General features: G+C 71.3%; 16 protein-coding genes. 9 read left to right on the top strand and 7 right to left on the bottom strand.

Annotated features, from left to right (window positions below; all coding sequences use genetic code 11):
• Window positions 1–399 precede the first annotated feature (399 nt).
• Together ACE101_RS09555 and ACE101_RS09550 are read left to right on the top strand one after the other, a co-directional pair.
• Window positions 400–1,566: a type III PLP-dependent enzyme gene (locus tag ACE101_RS09555; protein ID WP_379128422.1), complete on the top strand. Its 1,167-nt coding sequence runs from the start codon at window positions 400–402 to the stop codon at window positions 1,564–1,566.
• Between the two features lie 192 nt (window positions 1,567–1,758).
• Window positions 1,759–2,313 (top strand): GNAT family N-acetyltransferase, encoded by a 555-nt coding sequence (locus ACE101_RS09550; RefSeq protein ID WP_379128419.1) that lies wholly within the window; start codon window positions 1,759–1,761, stop codon window positions 2,311–2,313.
• An 87-nt stretch (window positions 2,314–2,400) separates the two neighbouring features.
• Here the strand turns inward: ACE101_RS09550 and ACE101_RS09545 are convergent, their stop codons facing one another.
• Complete coding sequence (locus tag ACE101_RS09545) at window positions 2,401–2,613, bottom strand: hypothetical protein (RefSeq protein ID WP_379128415.1); 213 nt, start codon at window positions 2,611–2,613, stop codon at window positions 2,401–2,403.
• A 255-nt stretch (window positions 2,614–2,868) separates the two neighbouring features.
• Here ACE101_RS09545 and ACE101_RS09540 point away from each other — a divergent pair, with 255 nt between their 5' ends.
• From ACE101_RS09540 to ACE101_RS09520, 5 genes are all read left to right on the top strand, one after another.
• The gene (locus tag ACE101_RS09540; protein ID WP_379128413.1) at window positions 2,869–4,302 is read left to right on the top strand and encodes a homospermidine synthase; all 1,434 of its coding nucleotides are present in this window, start codon (window positions 2,869–2,871) and stop codon (window positions 4,300–4,302) included.
• A 158-nt stretch (window positions 4,303–4,460) separates the two neighbouring features.
• Window positions 4,461–5,027 (top strand): Uma2 family endonuclease, encoded by a 567-nt coding sequence (locus ACE101_RS09535; RefSeq protein WP_379128410.1) that lies wholly within the window; start codon window positions 4,461–4,463, stop codon window positions 5,025–5,027.
• Window positions 5,028–5,041: 14 nt separating this feature from the next.
• Window positions 5,042–5,383, top strand: coding sequence for a hypothetical protein (locus tag ACE101_RS09530; RefSeq protein WP_379128408.1), 342 nt, complete (start codon window positions 5,042–5,044; stop codon window positions 5,381–5,383).
• A 69-nt stretch (window positions 5,384–5,452) separates the two neighbouring features.
• Complete coding sequence (locus ACE101_RS09525) at window positions 5,453–7,441, top strand: SDR family NAD(P)-dependent oxidoreductase (RefSeq protein ID WP_379128405.1); 1,989 nt, start codon at window positions 5,453–5,455, stop codon at window positions 7,439–7,441.
• Between the two features lie 59 nt (window positions 7,442–7,500).
• Entirely contained in the window at window positions 7,501–9,237 is a 1,737-nt protein-coding gene (locus ACE101_RS09520; RefSeq protein ID WP_379128402.1) for a hypothetical protein, read from the top strand.
• Window positions 9,238–9,483: 246 nt separating this feature from the next.
• On the opposite strand, the gene ACE101_RS09515 is transcribed toward ACE101_RS09520, so the two are convergent.
• Window positions 9,484–10,512 carry a DUF2865 domain-containing protein gene (locus ACE101_RS09515; RefSeq protein ID WP_379128400.1) on the bottom strand — a complete coding sequence of 343 codons (1,029 nt, stop codon included), beginning with the start codon at window positions 10,510–10,512 and terminating at the stop codon, window positions 9,484–9,486.
• Window positions 10,513–10,668: 156 nt separating this feature from the next.
• On the opposite strand from ACE101_RS09515, the gene ACE101_RS09510 reads away from it, so the two are divergent.
• Window positions 10,669–11,190: a CreA family protein gene (locus tag ACE101_RS09510; protein WP_379128397.1), complete on the top strand. Its 522-nt coding sequence runs from the start codon at window positions 10,669–10,671 to the stop codon at window positions 11,188–11,190.
• A 16-nt stretch (window positions 11,191–11,206) separates the two neighbouring features.
• Here the strand turns inward: ACE101_RS09510 and ACE101_RS09505 are convergent, their stop codons facing one another.
• A complete protein-coding gene (locus ACE101_RS09505) occupies window positions 11,207–11,548 on the bottom strand; it encodes a hypothetical protein (protein ID WP_379128394.1) in 342 nt (113 codons plus the stop codon).
• Window positions 11,549–11,897: 349 nt separating this feature from the next.
• Between ACE101_RS09505 and cysS the strand changes: the two genes are divergently transcribed.
• Window positions 11,898–13,280, top strand: a complete 1,383-nt coding sequence (gene cysS, locus ACE101_RS09500; protein ID WP_379128391.1) for a cysteine--tRNA ligase — start codon at window positions 11,898–11,900, stop codon at window positions 13,278–13,280.
• A 553-nt stretch (window positions 13,281–13,833) separates the two neighbouring features.
• On the opposite strand, the gene ACE101_RS09495 is transcribed toward cysS, so the two are convergent.
• From ACE101_RS09495 to ACE101_RS09480, 4 genes are all read right to left on the bottom strand, one after another.
• The gene (locus tag ACE101_RS09495) at window positions 13,834–14,277 is read right to left on the bottom strand and encodes a hypothetical protein (protein ID WP_379128389.1); all 444 of its coding nucleotides are present in this window, start codon (window positions 14,275–14,277) and stop codon (window positions 13,834–13,836) included.
• A gap of 155 nt (window positions 14,278–14,432) precedes the next feature.
• Complete coding sequence (locus tag ACE101_RS09490; RefSeq protein WP_379128387.1) at window positions 14,433–15,251, bottom strand: ATP-binding cassette domain-containing protein; 819 nt, start codon at window positions 15,249–15,251, stop codon at window positions 14,433–14,435.
• Between the two features lie 25 nt (window positions 15,252–15,276).
• Window positions 15,277–16,659 (bottom strand): lysine N(6)-hydroxylase/L-ornithine N(5)-oxygenase family protein, encoded by a 1,383-nt coding sequence (locus ACE101_RS09485; protein WP_379128384.1) that lies wholly within the window; start codon window positions 16,657–16,659, stop codon window positions 15,277–15,279.
• Window positions 16,656–17,750 (bottom strand): GNAT family N-acetyltransferase, encoded by a 1,095-nt coding sequence (locus ACE101_RS09480; RefSeq protein ID WP_379128381.1) that lies wholly within the window; start codon window positions 17,748–17,750, stop codon window positions 16,656–16,658. Before ACE101_RS09480 ends, ACE101_RS09485 begins: the two co-directional genes overlap by 4 nt.
• Window positions 17,751–17,848: the final 98 nt, after the last annotated feature.

The following is a 17,848-nucleotide window of genomic DNA, read 5'->3' as shown; positions in this document are numbered from 1 at the left end:
GGATCGATGGTCGGAAAGGGTGGATCCCTCCGGCCGGCATCCAGGTGGCGACACCGGACCCCGACAACAACCGGCAGCCGGAGGCGAAACCGGCGAACCCCGCTCTCCACGGGGGACGCAGCTTAAAGCAACGACGAACGGGCTTTTTTGGTCTCGTCGGCCCTCCAAAGGTCGACACCGAAGAGGCTTGTTTCTCCTTGCCCCATGTGCGGTTCGGGTCATCCCGTTCCAATCCAAGGCAGCTTCCGGGTGCTCTGCGCCCGTGCCGCGCGGCGTGTCTCCACAGCTCGCCCGCGGCGCGTCGCATCGCCCCCTGACGCCGGACGGCCCTCGCGCCGTCTGATCTTTCGACATCGGGTTCCCGCGCGGGGCCCCCTTGAGCCTTTGGTGGGGATGATCATGACCGATCGCATCCGCGATTTCCTGCGCGCGCGCCGTGACCTGGGCCGGGACGAGGGTCCGGTCATGGTCCTCGACCTCGACGTGGTCCGCGACAATTACGATGCCTTCGCCCGCGCGCTTCCCGACACCCGCGTGTTCTACGCGGTGAAGGCGAACCCGGCGCCGGAGGTGCTGGGCCTGCTCGCCTCCCTCGGCTCCTGCTTCGACACCGCCTCGGTGGTCGAGATCCAGCTCGCCCTCGCGGCGGGCGCCACCGCCGATCGCATCTCCTTCGGCAACACCATCAAGAAGGAGCGCTGCATCACCCGCGCCCTCGAACTCGGCGTACGCCTGTTCGCGGTGGATTGCCAGGCCGAGGTCGAGAAGATCGCCCGCGCGGCCGAGGCGGCCGGCGTCGCGGCCGAGGACGTGCAGGTGTTCTGCCGCATCCTCTGCGACGGCGCCGGCGCCGAGTGGCCGCTCTCGCGCAAGTTCGGCTGCGTGCCCGAGATGGCGGTGGACGTGCTGGAGCACGCGCACCGGCAGGGCCTGCGCGCCTACGGCGTGTCCTTCCACGTCGGCTCGCAGCAGGGCAACACCGAGGCCTGGGACGGGGCGCTGGCCTCGGCGGCGATGATCTTCCGCGAATGCGCGGAGCGCGGCATCAGCCTGTCGATGGTCAACCTCGGCGGCGGCTTCCCGACCAAGTACCTCAAGGAGGTGCCGGGCGTGGAATCCTACGGCAACGCGATCTTCCGGGCGCTCACCAAGCACTTCGGCAACCGGATGCCGGAGACGATCATCGAGCCGGGCCGCGGCATGGTCGGCAACGCGGGCGTCATCGAGGCCGAGGTCGTCCTCGTCTCGAAGAAGTCCGACGCCGCCGACGAGGTGCGCTGGGTCTATCTCGACATCGGCAAGTTCGGCGGCCTCGCCGAGACGATGGACGAGTCGATCCGCTACGCCATCCGCACCGACCACGACGAGGACCGCAAGGTCCCCTGCGTGCTCGCCGGCCCGACCTGCGACTCGGCGGACGTGCTCTACGAGAAGTCCCCCTACCCGCTGCCCGTGTCGCTCTCCATCGGCGACAAGGTGCTGATCGAGGGGGCCGGGGCCTACACCACCACCTACGCGGCGGTGGCGTTCAACGGCTTCCCGCCCCTCCAGTCCTACGTGATCTGACGATCACGGCGCCGGGAGGCGCCCGCGCGGTGCCGCCGAGGGCGCCGCGATCCTCGCGCCGGCCACCAGCCTCGCTCGGCTGAGGGCCGGGGCGTCCCGCACCACCCCATCGGTCCCGGACGGCCTGCGGCGCGCCAGCGCCCGCGGGTGCGAGGGCTGTTTCTTCCCCTTTGGCTTCGGGAGGGCACGGCCGTGATCCAGATTCGCGAAGAGACCATCGCCGACCTCGCCGCCCGCGAGCGGCTTCTCGACACCTGCTTCGGCGAGGCGCGCTTCACCAAGACCTGCGAGCGCCTGCGCGAGGGCCGCCTGCCGGCCGAGGGGCTCGCCCTCGTGGCCGAGCTGGACGGGCGCGTCGTCGGCACCGTGCGGCTGTGGAACGTCGCCGCCGGCCCGGACCGCCCCTCCCTGATGCTCGGGCCGCTCGCGGTCGAGCCGGACCTCCAGGGGCACGGCGTCGGCGGCAGGCTGATGCGCGCGGCGCTGGCGCGCGCGGCGGCCCTCGGCCACCGCTCGGTCATCCTGGTGGGCGATGCGCCCTACTACGCCCGTTTCGGCTTCACGACGGAGGCGGTCGGCACCCTGTGTCTGCCGGGCCCCTATGCCCGCGACCGCTTCCAGGGGCTGGAACTGGTCCCGGGGGCGCTGGCGGGCGCCGACGGCCTCGTCCAGGCGACCGGCCGGCCCGCACCGGTGCCGGATCTCGCGGCCGCCGAGGCCGCCCGTCCGCTCGCCCTGGCGGCGTAGCAGCGAGACCAAAGCAAAGGCCCGCCCTCCCGGTGGGGAGGGCGGGCCTTTGTTCATCCGGCGCACCGGCGGGTGGTGCGGACCGGATCAGCAGAAGAAGGAACCGATCTTCCGCTCCAGGTCGTCCGTGATGCGACCGCCGCGGGCTTCGATGAAGACGCCGATCTGCTCATCGCGACGGCGCATCCGCTCGGCATGCACGGCCTGCACGATGCGGCTCACGAGCGCGAAGAAGCCGGGCTCGGATTCGGACACGGAGGGGGTGGAGGCGGACAGGGTGTGGCTGAGTACCGCGAGCATGGTGAACTCCTACGAGAGTTGTGCGCGCGGGCGTTTCCATTGGTCTTGTTGCAACGCAATATGGTGTGTAATGCACCGCACACAAAGAGCTCCGGCCGCAGCGGAGCCATGCGGGTGCAGCATGGCCGCGGCAAGGTTTCGTTCACCGCCATCCGCCGGTTGACGCCGCGGACCGGCCCCACCAATCAGCCGTCGCCAACCCGTCACCGTGTTCGGCTAACGACGCGCAATTTCTCTCGAACGGAGGCATGTTCCATGACCGACTGGCCCGTCCACGGCCACATCAGCGGCCCCATCGTGATGATCGGCTTCGGGTCGATCGGACGGGGCACCCTGCCCCTGATCGAGCGCCACTTCACCTATGACAAGAAGCGCTTCACGGTGGTCGAGCCCTCGGACGCCCACAAGGCTCTCGCGGAGAAGCACGGCCTGCGCTTCGAGCAGGTGGCGCTGACCGCCGAGAACTACCGCGCGGTGCTCACCCCCCTCCTCACCGAGGGCGGCGGCCAGGGCTTCTGCGTGAACCTGTCGGTCGACACCTCCTCGCGCGACATCCTGGAACTCTGCCGCGAACTCGGCGCGCTCTACATCGACACGGTGGCCGAGCCCTGGGCCGGCTTCTACTTCGACAAGTCCCTGGGCCAGGCCGACCGCACCAACTACGCCCTGCGCGAGAACATCCTCGCGGCGCGCCGGGCCGCGCCGGGCGGCCCGACCGCGGTGTCCTGCTGCGGCGCCAATCCCGGCATGGTGTCGTGGTTCGTCAAGCAGGCGCTCCTCAACATCGCGAAGGACACCGGCTCGACCACGCCGGAGCCGAAAACCCGCGAGGACTGGGCCGCGCTGATGCGCGAACTCGGCGTCAAGGGCATCCACATCGCCGAGCGCGACACCCAGCGCGCCAAGTACCCCAAGCCGATGGGCGTGTTCGTCAACACGTGGTCGGTCGAGGGCTTCGTGTCCGAGGGCAACCAGCCGGCCGAGCTCGGCTGGGGCACGCACGAGACCTGGATGCCGGAGAATGCCCGCCAGCAGGAGAAGGGCTCGCGCTGCGCGATCTACCTGCTCCAGCCCGGCGCCGACACCCGCGTGCGCACCTGGGTGCCGACCGCGCAGGCGCAGTTCGGCTTCCTCGTGACCCACAACGAGGCGATCTCGATCTCGGACTATTACACGGTCCGCGAGAACGGCGAGGCGGTCTACCGCCCGACCTGCCACTACGCCTACCACCCGGCCAACGACGCCGTGCTGTCGCTGCACGAGATGTGGGGCAAGGCCGGCCAGGTGCAGGAGAAGCAGCACATCCTCGACGAGAACGAGATCGTCGACGGCATCGACGAACTCGGCGTGCTCCTCTACGGGCACGCGAAGAACGCCTACTGGTACGGCTCGCAGCTCTCCATCGAGGAGACGCGGGAGATCGCTCCCTACCAGAACGCCACCGGTCTGCAGGTGACCTCGGCCGTGCTCGCCGGCATGGTCTGGGCGCTGGAGAACCCGGAGGCCGGCATCGTCGAGGCCGACGAGATCGACTTCCGCCGCTGCCTGGAGGTCCAGACCCCGTATCTCGGCCCGGTGGTCGGGGTCTACACGGACTGGACGCCGCTCTCCGGCCGCCCCGGCCTGTTCCCGGAGGACATCGACGAGAGCGATCCCTGGCAGTTCCGGAACGTGCTGGTGCACAACTGATACGGTTGCCGGACGATCCGTTCGGAAACCGGACGAGAAGCGGGGCGCGGCGCTCCGGGTGAGCGCCGCGCCCAATCTTGCCGCAGCGCCGCAGGGGCGTCGCAGGCTGTCCCGCTTGGTCCTCCGGTGCTACGATCGCGCGACGGACCGGAGCTGCGATGTCCCTCGCCCTGCGCCGCGAGCCGCGCCTGCGGTTCGCCGATTTCCTCGCCATGACCCGGGCGCGCCCCGACGAGGAGCGCTGGAAGCTGCTCGACGGCGAGCCCGTCCCGATGGCGCCGCAGGGCGAGCGCCACCGGCAGATCGTCAGCACCCTCATCCGGCGGATCGGTTCTCTCGCCGGCCGGCTCGGCTGCCGGGCGCTGCCCGGTCTCGGTTCGCGCAACGAGTTCGTGGACGATGATGCGCCGATTCCCGATCCCGTGGTGCGCTGCGGACCGCTCCTCGCCGATGGTTCCGCCGGCGACCCGCTCCTGGCGGCGGAGGTGCTGTCGCCCTCCGCCCTGCACGACGACCGCGGGCGCAAGGCCGCCCTCGACCCGTCGCTCCAGACCCTGCGGTCCTTCCTGATCGTCGATCGGGACGAGCCGCGCGTGGAGGTCTGGCCGCGCGGCAACGGCCCGAACTGGACGCTCCGCGCGCTCGGCCTCGACGACGTCATCGACCTGCCGGATCTCGCCGGCCGCGTGCCGGTCGCATCCCTCCATGCCGGTCTCCACACCTGATCGCGGGTCCGCCCTTGCCTCATTTCGACGAATTCTACGCCAACAAGCTGCGCGGCACGCTCGGGGTGACGGATGCCGAATCCGTTCTCGACCTGCGCGGCACCCCGCGCCCCAAGGCCGAGGCCTCGCTCACCGACATGCTGGAGCGCAGCCGCTTCGCGAAGGGCAAGACGGTGGCGGTGCGCTTCGACGCGCCGGTTCCGGGCGGCGGCGAGACGCTGTTCCAGCCCATCGGCCGGCTGCTGCTGGAGGCCAAGCGCCGCGGCTGGGTCGACCGGCTCCAGACCCTGCCGGCCCAGGACGGCCTCGGCTTCTACGTCGCGCTGGCGGGCAAGCCGGAGCGGGAGGGGGCGTGACGGCCACCTCTGCCGGACCGGCGCGTTGACACCCGGGAAAGCCCGGCCGATACCCGCGCCGGCTTCCCCATGCGCAGACCCACCCTCAAGAGCGCGGTGATCGTCGCCCACGACCTCGTGGCGACGGCGCTCGCCGTCATCCTCACCTTCCTGATCCGCTTCGACGGCGCGATGCTGGCCGAGCGCGTCGCGCATCTGCCGGTGCTGCTGCCGCCCTTCGTGGTCTTCGCCGGCTTCGTCTATCGCTGGTTCGGGCTCTACCGGTCCAAGTGGCGCTTCGCCTCCCTGCCCGACCTCGCCAGCATCGTGCGGGCGGTGGCGGTGCTGACGCTGACGCTCCTGCTGCTCGACTACGTGGTGGTCTCGCCGGTCCTGTTCGGGGTCTACTACTTCGGCAAGATCGCCATCGGCCTCTACTTCGTCCTGCAACTCTTCCTGCTCGGTGGCCCGCGCCTCGCCTTCCGCTATCTGAAATACAGCCGCTCGCGCCAGAACCACGCCCGGGCGGCCACGACCCCGGCGCTGCTGCTCGGGCGGGGCCACGACATCGAGGTGGTGCTGCGCGCCATCGAGGCCGGGACCATGCGCAAGCTCTCGGCGGAGGGCATCCTCTCGCCCCGGGCCGAGGAGCAGGGCCAGACGCTGCGCGGCGTGCCGGTGCTCGGCGGCCTGCGCGACCTGGAGCGCGTGGTGGGCGACCTCGCCGCCCGCGGCGTGCCGGTGCGCCGCCTCGTCGCGACGCCGAGCGCGCTGGCGCCCGAGGCCGATCCGGACACCCTGCTGGCGCAGGCCCGGCGCCTCGGCCTGCCGCTCGCCCGCGTCACCGCCCTCGGCGAGGGCCTGCGCGACGCGGAACTGGCGCCCCTCGAGATCGAGGATCTGCTGCTGCGCCCCACCGTGCCCATCGACCGGCCGCGCCTGGAGCGCTTCCTGACCGGCCAGCGCATCGTGGTCACGGGCGGCGGCGGCTCGATCGGCTCGGAGATCTGCGCCCGGGCCGTGGCCTTCGGGGCCTCCGCCCTCCTCGTGGTGGAGAATTCGGAGCCGGCCCTGCACGGCGTCCTGACCCGCCCGGCGCTGGCCGAGAGCGACGCGGAGGTGCGCGGCGTCATCGCCGACATCCGCGACCGCGAGCGGCTCTTCGCGGTCCTGCGCGAGTTCCGGCCGGACGCGGTCTTCCACGCGGCGGCCCTCAAGCAGGTGCCCTATCTCGAACGGGACTGGACCGAGGGCATCAAGACCAACGTGTTCGGCTCGGTGAACGTGGCCGACGCCGCCCTCGCGGCCGGGGCGCGGGCGCTGGTGATGATCTCCACCGACAAGGCGATCGAGCCGGTCTCGCAGCTCGGCGTCACCAAGCGCTTCGCCGAGATGTATGCCCAGGCCCTCGATGCCGCGGGCGGCGCGGCCCGGCTCGTGGCCGTGCGCTTCGGCAACGTGCTCGGCTCGGTGGGCTCGGTGGTGCCGGTGTTCAAGGCGCAGATCGCCCGGGGCGGCCCCGTCACCGTCACGCATCCGGACATGGTGCGCTACTTCATGACGGTGCGCGAGGCCTGCGACCTCGTGCTCACCGCCGCCTCGCACGCCGACCGCGAGGGCCGCGCCCCGGCGGGGGACGAGCAGCGCGCCGCCGTCTACGTGCTCAAGATGGGCCAGCCGGTGCGCATCCGCGACTTGGCCGAGCGGATGATCCGGCTCGCCGGCTTCGAGCCGGGCACCGATATCGAGGTCGCCGTCACCGGCGCGCGGCCGGGGGAGCGCCTCAACGAGATCCTGTTCGCCCGCGACGAGCCGATGGTGAATCTCGACGGGATCGACGGGGTGATGGCGGCCAAGCCCATCTTCGCCGACCGGGCGCAGCTCGACCGCTGGCTCGCCCGCCTGCACGCGGCCGTGGCGGAGAACGACAGGGCGGCGGCGGAGGCGGTGTTCGGCGAGGCGGTGCCGGACTTCCTGCGGCGCCCCGGCGGGGCGACCGCAGCGCCGGAGCCGGAACTCGCGGCTCCCGCCCGCCCGGCCGGCCCCGGTCCGGCGGACCGCGCCGCGCGGCGAAATTGACAGGCTCCCGCCGCGTTCCTACCCTGCCGCATCCCTGTATTCCTGGATCCGGATCACGAATGTTCAGGCTTTTCCGCCGCGGGCTGCGGGCGCTGGCGGGACAACCTGACGGTCGCGCCCGTTGTCTCGGCCATATCGACGCGATCGATCTTGTGCCCGGACGGCTGACGATTGCCGGCTGGGCGAACCATCTCTCGCCCGAGATCCTCCACGACGGACGTCGTCTGGCCCTGTCGCTTCGGACCAGCGAGCGGCTGGATGTCGTGGCCGCGCACGGGCAGGACAGGAGCATCACCGGCTTCGTGCTGACGGCCGAGACCGGCGGCGAGACCATCGACATCGACAGGATCGTGGTCCGGCTCAACCCGGGCTGCGTGTTCACTGCGCGCACGCATCCGTCGTTCTTCCTCTCCGAGGCTGCCGTCGCTTCGCTGGCGACCGCCTGGGCCGCGGCGGACGACGCCGCCCGCACGGCGAGGCTGGCCGAGCTGCGGCAGCGCGCGCGGCGATCCGGCGAGGTCCTGCTCCTGCACCGGATCGGCGTCTTCCTGCGCCAGGCGGGCCACGAGCGGGCGGCCGAGGAGGCGTTGCGCGCCTGCCTCGACGATCCGCAACTGCGCGTGCCGGCCCTGTACGAACTCCTGTCCCTCTGCGCCTATGCGGGCCGGCACGCGGCGGCGGCGGAGTGCATCGACCTCACCCGGCAGCACGAGAGCATCCGCAACAATCTGAAGCTGTTCGCCGCCGTCCAATACGCCCATTGCGGACGGGCCGCCGACGCCCTCGCCCTGATCGCGGAGGCGGTGGAAACCGATCCGGGCCTGGAGGCGGAGGCCGCCGTCACCCGTCAGTTCGTGCGCATGATCGACGCCTACGGCAAGCCGGAGGCTGTGCGGCTGCTGCACGCGGTCCGCTCCCGCTTCCGCCAAGCCGGGACGGAGGATGTGGAGCGGGCGATCATCGCCCATGCGGATGCGGGCCGCCCCTTCTTCGTCGTGCGGCTCGGCGACGGCGAGGCGTCGCACATCGTGCTCGATCCGCAGGACGAGGAGGACTTCGCCGCGATCTACCGGCAGAACCGGCGCGAGATGGTCAATGTCTGGTATCGGGATCCGGCGCTGCTCGACGATCCGCGCTACCGCACGACGATCGCGACCTTCAACGCGGCCATCGCGGATGCCGATTGCATCGGTGCCGTCAACGACGCGCTGATCGATCACGCCTACCGGATGACGACCCCCATGGTGGTCACCTGGATGGTCAACACCCTGCGCAAGCTCCACCAATTCGCCGACCGGGATCCGGATGCCGCGCGCCGCACCCTCGTCTGCGACGTCCACATCCACCAGCACCTGCTCGTGAGCGGCGCGCTCGGGCGCATCCTGCAGGGCCGGCGCGCGGCGGGGCTGATCAGCTGCCACGGCGAACTCGCTCCGGCGTTGCAGCGCCATTACGGCATCGCCGAGATGGCGTTCATCAAGGTGCCGGGCGAGCAGATCCACGCCGACACCCTCGGGCCGGCCGCCGCGCAGGGCCGGCACTGGCCGGATCGCTACGAGGCGATCTGCGCGGAACTCGATCGGGGCGACCGCCATGGCCAGATCTGGCTCGTCGCGGCGGGCATCCTCGGCAAGATCTACGGCGCCAAGCTCAAGCGTTCCGGCGCCGTGGTGATCGACATCGGGGCCGTGGCGGATCTGTGGATGGGCAAGCGCACCCGCAGCTTCCCGGCGATCGACCCGCAGCTCAACCCGATGACGAGCCTCGCCGGAGAGGGGCCAGGACCATCGCCTTGATCAGACCATCGCCTTGATGATGGGGCGGCTCCGCGCATCGCGCGGAACAGATCGCGATCCGCTTCCTCTCCTTCCCGGATCTCCTTCCACTTCATACGGTTTCCGGATAATCGCTTCGCGATGCGGAAACCGGCCTCGCTCAGGCGCCGCGCGGGCTCGTGATACGGTTTCCGAAAGTGATCTTCCGGAAACCGTATCACTCCCCGGTCTTTCGGGAAGGCGTGCCGGGATGGCGGGTCACGACCTTCAGGGCGTCGCGACCGGCTGAGCCGCGGCCGCGGCCGGTGTGGCCGCCTGTGGGCCATCGATCCGGGCCTGCTGCGGCACCGGGATGATGGTCGGGGCGATGATCCGCACCGCCGGCCGCTCGTCGGGTCCGGCCGGATGCGCGGCCGTCACCGGAACCTCGGTGCCGGGCGGCTCCTCCAGGCCGTTGCGGGCGGCGGCCGAGGCCGCGACCGTCGCGGCCGAGCGGTCGGCCCGGCCGACCAGGGTGAGGCGCACCTTCGGCCGCGACAGCGCCTCGGCCTGGGCCGGGGTGACGAAGATGTCGCCCTTGTGGCGCACCAGCATGCTCTCGGCCTTCACCAGCGCCTCGGCCCAGGTCTGGCCGCCCTTGCAGGAGCAGTTCGGCACGAAGGCTTTCTGGAACTTGAAGGCGTTCGGCAGGGCCGTGTAGGCGCGCTTGGTCTGGACCGCGGCGGCCTGGTGCAGGCCGTTGTCGGTGGCGGGCATCGAGTAGGCGGCCGCCTCCGTGCCGGGGCAGAGCGCCTTGCACATCTCGTCGGCGCCCTCGCGGCCGTCCGGCAGGTTCGGCATCGGGAAATAGGCGCCGTCGCACATCCGCACGCAGATCACCTGGCCGCCGCCGCGGGCGTAGCCGTCGAGCGTCTTCGCGGGCGTGGTCGGCAGGCCGGAGCAGGAATCCTTCACGGCCGCGACGAGCTGCTCGCGCCGGGCATCCGCCACCTGGGTGTTTCCCGCTCCGTAGCCGCTGTTCAGGGCGCGGATGCGCTGCTCCACCTGCGCGCATTGCGGCGGGCGCATGTCGAAGAACAGGAACTTCCCGCCCTCGCAGCCGATGGAATTGCGGTAGGCGACGAGGCGCTGGATCTCCTCGACCTGCCCCCGGTTCGACTCCCGCTGCAGGTTGGCGAGTTCGGCCCGGTAGCGCTGGCACGCAGCCGGGTTCGGCTCCGCCGCGGCGCCCTGAACGAGGGCGACCGCAGCGGCGAGACCGGCGAAGCACCGGGCGAGCAGGCGGGACAGCGTCATGGCGTTCCGGCGATGGTCTGGTACGAGGCGGCCGCGGGGGCGGCGGGCCGGCGGAGCCCCGCATCGACGCCGCGGGACTTGGCCGTTCTACCTGCCCTCGCTGTTCCGCGACAGCCTCCCTACATACGTTAACGATGTTTTGACGGGGATCGCGGAATGGTGTGGCGTCGGCGTCTCAGGTGGGCGGGGCTGGTGGTGGGGCTGTGCGCAGGTTTCGGCACGGCGGCCCTGGCCGAGGAGCCCGACCGGATCTTCGACAAGTCGACCGTGTGGCGTCCGCTGACGCCGAACGACAAGCTCGTCGTGTACGGAATCGATGATCCGGACGTGGCCGGCGTGGCCTGCCACTACACGTTGCCGGAGAAGGGCGGCATCAAGGGCACCCTCGGTCTGGCCGAGCAGGTTTCCGACATCTCGCTGTCCTGCCGGCAGATCGGGCCGGTGCAGTTCAAGCGCAAGCTGTCCCAGGGCGAGGTGGTCTTCAGCGAGCGGCGCTCGCTGATCTTCAAGAGCATGCAGATCGTGCGGGGCTGCGACGCCAAGCGCAACACCCTCATCTACATGGTGTATTCCGACAAGGTGATCGAGGGCTCGCCGAAGAACTCCACCTCGACCGTGCCGCTGATGCCCTGGGGGACCGAACCGCCGCCGAAATGCGGCGATTTCCTCAAGGGCTGAAGGCCGGACGCTGCGATCAGTCGCTGCAGGTGATGCGGATCGGCCGGTCGGCGGGACGGGAGGCGGGCGCGGGCGGAGCGTCGATGGCGCCCGTGTACTCGTCCTGCGCGGCGACGCCGAACGAGGCCGACTTGGCATAGCCCTGGGACTCGCACCACGCGTCGGCGACGACCTTGCCGCACTCGCCGGTGCCGCTGCTCAGGCACTCGGCCACGCCGTAGCCGTCGCTCGAGGGGATCAGGAAGGTCTTCTCCACGCCGGCCGCGGTCGGTTCCGCCGCCAGAGCGGGAGCCGCCGACGCGAGGGGGCCGATGATGCCGAGACCGGCGAGGGCGAGAGCGGCGAGGGAGCGTCGCATGGGACTGCCTTCTGGATCAAAACGCTTTTGGGACCGACACTGGGTGGCGTCGGTAAACAAAACCTCAACGGAGGCGGCGCGCGGCCCCGAAACGGCTTCGAGCGGAAGGACTTGCCCCCGCGAGGGCGACCGCCCGCTCCGAATCCTCGAAAACCGCGCCGAATTGGGCTAACCCGGATCCGCCGTCCGCGGCGTCTCGCGGTTGCAACACCGGGCCGAAACGGTCGCCCCGGCCAGGGGCGTCCTCCGGGTGCGATCGGATGCGGGGATCCGCGGCGGCTCAACGCGTTAGAAGCGTGGCGGGACAGCGTGGCAGCGCCGCCCCGCCGCCAGAGCGAGAAGGTGTTTCATGGCCCCGTTGTTGCGCCTCTACAACACGCTCACCCGGGCCAAGGAGCCGTTCGCGCCGATCGATGCGGGCAACGTGCGGATCTATGCCTGCGGGCCGACGGTCTACGACGCGGCCCATATCGGCAACGGCCGGCCGATCATCGTCTTCGACCTGCTGTTCCGCCTGCTGCGTCATCTCTACGGCGAGGCCGCCGTCACCTACGTCCGCAACGTCACGGACGTGGACGACAAGATCAACGCCCGGGCGGCCGAGCGGGGGATCACGATCCGTGCCCTCACCGACGAAACGCTGGCCGCCTTCCACGCGGACCTGCGCCGGCTCGGCGTGCTGATGCCGGCGGACGTGAACCGGCCGGGGCAGCGGCCGGTCTTCATCGAGCCGCGCGCCACCGACCACATCGCCGAGATGGCGGCGATGATCGAGCGGCTGGTCGCCTCCGGCCACGCCTACGTCGCCGAGGAGCACGTCCTCTTCGACGTGCCCTCGATGCCCGATTACGGCACACTCTCGAAGCGCCCGCTCGACGAGATGGAGGCGGGCGCGCGGGTCGACGTGGCGCCCTACAAGCGCTCGCCCCTCGACTTCGTGCTCTGGAAGCCCGCGAAGCCGGGCGAGCCGGCTTGGCCCTCCCCGTGCGGGATCGCCGCCCCGGGCCGGCCGGGCTGGCACATCGAGTGCTCGGCGATGTCGTGGAAGCATCTCGGCGAGACCTTCGACATCCATGCGGGCGGCATCGACCTCGTCTTCCCGCACCACGAGAACGAGGTGGCGCAGTCGCGCTGCTGCTTCGGCACGCCGGTGATGGCCCATGTCTGGCTCCACAACGGCTTTCTGCAGGTCGAGGGCGAGAAGATGTCGAAGTCCCTCGGCAACTTCGTGACCCTGCGCGAGGTGCTGGCGGACTGGCCGGGCGAGGTGGTGCGGCTCGCGATGCTGCGCACGCATTACCGCCAGCCGATCGACTGGACCCTGCGCGCCCTGGAGGAATCTGGCCGCACGGTGGAGCGCTGGTACGAGACCGTGGGCGACGCCGGCCCGGCCGATGCGGTGCCGGAAGGGGTGCGCGACGCGCTGCTCGACGATCTCAACACGCCGGCGGCGCTCGGCGAACTGCACCGGCTCGACGATCCGGCCGCCCTGAAGGCGGGCGCCCGGCTGATGGGACTCCTCGGCTCCACCCGGTCGGAGCGCGCGCAGGCAGCGGTGGCGGCCTCCGGGGTCGACGTTGCCGCCGTCGAGGCGCTGATCGCCGAGCGCAAGGCCGCCCGCACGGCCAGGAACTGGGCGGAATCCGATCGCCTGCGCGACGCGCTCGCGGCGATGGGCGTGACGCTCAAGGACAACAAGGACGGGACGACGACCTGGACGGTCGAAGGGTGAGGTCCCGACCATCCGTCGTCCCTGGCCGGACAGGGTGACCGTGGGCTGCTCCCCCCTCTCCCACTCGGGAGAGGGGGTCACCGTGCCCGAGCGACCGATCGATATGCCGAGCGGCACCGCCTCGCGTGGTCGAGCAAAATCGAAGAGCTTGAGAAGCTTTCCATCCGTCGGGCGGCGCGGCTTCCGAGCGGCTCGTTCCACGACGCCGCGGCCGTTCGCGCTCGCCGCGAACGGCCACCAGACCCGGCCAGCGGAAGCGGGATGCCGCCGGGATCTGCAGGACGGCGACGCGCCCCTGATCATCACGGCATTCCGGAGTGGGTTGTCGTCATGCGCGGCGTCCGGGATCGAGGGGCCTCCATCGCGCGGAGACGAGCGGACCGGGCCCCTGCGCGACCGGGTCGCCGCCCTCCGCGCTCAGGCTCTCGCCAGGGCCGAACGGCCACCGCAGCCGCCTCTCTCCGCAGGCTCGCGATGGCCCGCCGGGGGCCGTGACGGTCGCAGGGAGCGCCACCATCGCGGTGATGCCTGCGGGCCCCGCAGACCGAAAGCCTCAATGCCAAACGGCCTCGGGATATCTCCCCTGGAACAGGTCGCCCACCGCCCGGCACCGGAACAGCGTCCGCGACCGCCGGCGCCGATGCTCCTCGCGGACATGCAGCATGTGGCAGCGCTGGCAGAAGGCCGCGAGGTTGTCGTCCGCGTTGTTCGACGAATCGTGGTCCCGGTGGGTCGTCGCGAGCACCACCCGGGTGGTGCGGACGCGGTCGATCAGGTCCCCGATCTTCGGACGGCCGCGCAGCCGCCGCCCCGTTCCGTCCCGCCACGCGCCGATCTCGGCATCCCACCAGCGCCCGTCGCCGAGGTGGCAGACCCGCTGAAGATGCGGGCGCGCGCAGGCCTCGCACCGCCCGCGCGCCCGGCGGAAGCGGATCGCCTCGGAGAGCTGGGGCCAGTCGATGGGGTAGAAGAAGCGATGCTCGGGACGGATCGGCATCCTTCCTCCTCGGTCGGGCTCGGATCGGAGACCAAGCCTTGCAGGGTGCTTGGTGAAGCGGAGGCTACCGCAGCCACGCTCGACCCGCCACCGGGACGCACTCTCCTGTTGACGGTGTCCACGACTTGACGGTGTCTACGACGGAGCAGCCCCGGTCAGCGCACGAAGCTGACCGGCTGCCCCGTGTCGGGATGCCGGAAGACGCCCATGCGGATCCCGTAGATGGTCTCCAGGCTCGTCTCGGTGAGAATCGCCTCGGGTGGCCCGCGCCGGATGAGCTGGCCGCGGTGGAGCGCCAGGATCTCGTCGCAGAACCGGGCCGCCACGTTCACGTCGTGCAGGACCACGACCACGGTGAGGCCGCGCTCGTCGGCGAGGCGGCGCACGAGGGCGAGCACCTCGATCTGGTGGGCGACGTCGAGGGCGGAGATCGGCTCGTCGAGCAGGAGGCAGCGCGCATCCTGCGCCACCAGCATCGCGAGCCAGACCCGCTGGCGCTCGCCTCCCGACAGGGTGTCGACGAGCCGGTCGGCGAAGGGCAGCACATCGGTCAGCGCCATCGCCTCGGCGATGAGCCGGTGGCCCTCGGGCCCGACGCGGCCGAGCGCCCCGTGCCAGGGATAGCGCCCCATGGCGACGAGTTCGCGCACCAGCATGCCGGGCGCCGCCGGGGTGGCCTGGGGCAGGTAGGCGACCTCGCGCGCGAAGGCGCGGTCGCCCCAGGCCTCGATGGCGCGGCCGCGGAAGCGGATCTCGCCCGTGCTGGCGCGCTGCTGGCGGGCCAGGAGCTTGATCAGCGTGGACTTGCCCGAGCCGTTATGGCCGATCAGGGCGATCACGCGCCCCGCCGGCAGGGTCAGGCTCAGCGGCGCGAGCAGGGTGCGGCCCGCCACCGTGAAGGAGACGCCGTCGAGCGCGTAGCTCGCCCCGTCGCTCTCCTCCGGGCGGATCGCCTCGGGTTGCGCATGTCGCATCATCGACCCTCCCGGACGCGAAGCCTCAGAGGGAGGCACGCGGCTCGCCCGCCCGGCGGAGGATCGATTGCGCGATTTCGTGCCCTCTGACAACCAGGATGGACAGGAGGGTGTCGCTGAGGCCGTGGCTCTCCTCGCTGAAGCCCTGCGAGTAGATCGCGGGCTCGAAGCCCGGACGGGTGGCGAGGCGGTAGTCCCGGCCGATGCCGCGCTCCGCCAGATGGGGCGTCAGGTCCGGCATCAGGGTGTGAAGCCGGTCGCGGCGGTAGCCCGTGGCGAGGATCACCGCGTCGTAGCGCGCCGAGCGGGTGCTGCCGTCGGTGGCGTCCGTGAGGTCGAGTCGGACCTGATCCCCGGATTCCTCGACGGCCCGCACCGTCGTGCGCGGATGGAGGGCGTGGCGGCGCTGGCCCGACACCTTCTGCTGGTAGAGGATGTCGTAGATCCGCGTGAGCAGCGCGCCGTCGATCACCGAGTAGTTGGTGCCGCGGAACTCCTCCAGGATCGCGCTGCGCCCGGTCTCCGGCCGCCCGTAGACGAAGTCGGTGAAGGCGGGATTGAAGATCTCGTTCACGAAGGGGCTGTCGTCGGCGGGCTTCAGGGCGTGGCCGCGGAAGATCATGTCGACCGAGACGTCCGGGAGCCGGCTCTGCAGGTCGAGGAAGAGTTCGGCCGCCGTCTGGCCGGCGCCGATCACCGCGACGCGCGTCGGGCTCCGCTCCGGCCACGGCACCGCGCCGATGCGGGCGAGGTAGGAGGCCGAGTGGAACACCCGCGGGCTGTCGCGCAGGGCCGCGAAGGCATCGGGGATGCGCGGCTCGCCGCCGGTGGCGAGCACCACGGCGCGCGTGAGCCGGGTCTGCGCCTCGCCGGCCGCGTTCACCGAGCGCACCACGAGATGACGGACGGCCTCGCCGCCGCCCTCGGGCTCCACCGCGACCACGGTCTCCCCGTAGTCGCACTGCGCCGCGAAGTGGCCCGCCACCCAGCGCAGATAGTCGTTGAACTCGATCCGGCTCGGGTAGAACGACTTGCGGTTGATGTAGTCGCTCAGGCGGCCGTGGACGTGCAGGTAGTTGATGAAGCTGTAGGGGCTGGTCGGATCGCGCAGCGTCACGAGATCCTTGAGGAAGGAGATCTGCATGCCGCTGTCGGGCAGGAGCATGCCGCCGTGCCAGAGGAATTCGGGCTGGCGTTCGAGGAAGCGCACGCGCAGCGGGCGCCCCTCCTCGCGCCCGGCCGCTTCGAGGGCGATGGCGAGGGCGAGGTTGGAGGGCCCGAAGCCGATGCCGATGACGTCGTGGACCAGCCCCGGCCGGGGCGCCCGCGCCGCCGGCAGCCCGTCATCCGCCGGGGGGCTCTCGTGCCGGCGGGAGGGCCGCACGACCCTGTCGAACACGTCCGTCATGCCGCCGCTCCGGATTCCTCGGCCGCAGGCCGGGCCGGTTCCTCGGCCGCAGGCCGGACCTGGGCTGGGTTCGGCGCCCACAGCCGCTCGCCGAAGAAGCGCTCGCGCGAGAGCGTCACCAGGGCCGCGCGCTTGTGCGGGAAATCGAAGGTCTTGATCCGGGCGAAGCCGGAGCGTTCGAGGTTGCGCAACTGCTGGGCGTGGTCGGCCCGGGGCTCGCCGACGATCCGGTCGGTGCGGGGATCGTCGAGGAACAGCGCGTGCATCAGGGAGGGCAGCCAGGCCGAGACGTAGGGCCGGCCGCGGAACCGCTCCTCCCCGATCAGCACGTGCCAGCCGCGGTCGTAGTCGTGGGCGTCGTAGAAGGGCGCGAGGCGGTTCTCCTTGGCCCAGTAGATCTCGAAATAGCCGAAGGGCTCGCCTCCGAAGCTGCCGATGAGCGGGATCATGTGCGGGTCGGCGATCAGGCCCGCCAGATAGGCCGCGTGCTTCTCGCGCGGGCCCGCCTCGCCCCAGACCGCGTCGACGCGGGGATCGTTCATCCAGCGGTGCAGCTGGTCGAGATCGGCGAGGCTCGCCGCCCGGAAGGCGATCGACAGCCCGAGCCAGGGGAGGAAGCGGGAATACAGCGTGCCGGTCGGCTTCGGGGGCCGGCGCGGGTGGCGGCGCCCCTCGGTCATCACCGGCAGGGCCGGATAGTCCCGGCGGGCGAGGTGCGACAGCCACGGCTCCGGGCGCTGCCAGAGCATGCCGGAATGGACGAACAGCCCCCCGTCCGCATCGCGCAGCGCCAAGCCGCGCTCGCAGAGGGGCGGCGCCAGGCTCGCGAAGCTCACCGGGTCGAGGTCGATGCGCTCGGCTCCGTCCTGCGTCGCGGTCAGCGCCTCCAGCGCCGCGGCGATCCCGAACGGGAAACCGGCCGGGGCGGCCTCGCCCGCCTCCTCGATGACGAGGCGCGGCCGGCCCTTCTGCTCGCCGAGGCGCAGGCGCAGGCCGACGCGGCCATCGGACACGACGCTCAGCCGGTCGCCGTCGCGAAACACCTCGACGGGACAGCCGGGCGCCTCCCCGCTGCGGAACGGATCTCTCATCACCATCGGCCTCGTCATCCCTGGCGCGAGCCCTCCCCGCCCGGGAGCGGAGGAGCCTTCTGCCCGTCAGGACGCTGGCGCGGCCCGCCGATTCAGGG

This window comes from Methylobacterium carpenticola (genome assembly GCF_042748905.1).
GTDB lineage: Bacteria > Pseudomonadota > Alphaproteobacteria > Rhizobiales > Beijerinckiaceae > Methylobacterium > Methylobacterium carpenticola.
Note: the sequence above shows the minus strand (reverse complement) of the source record. Positions and strands in the feature narration are given on the sequence as shown.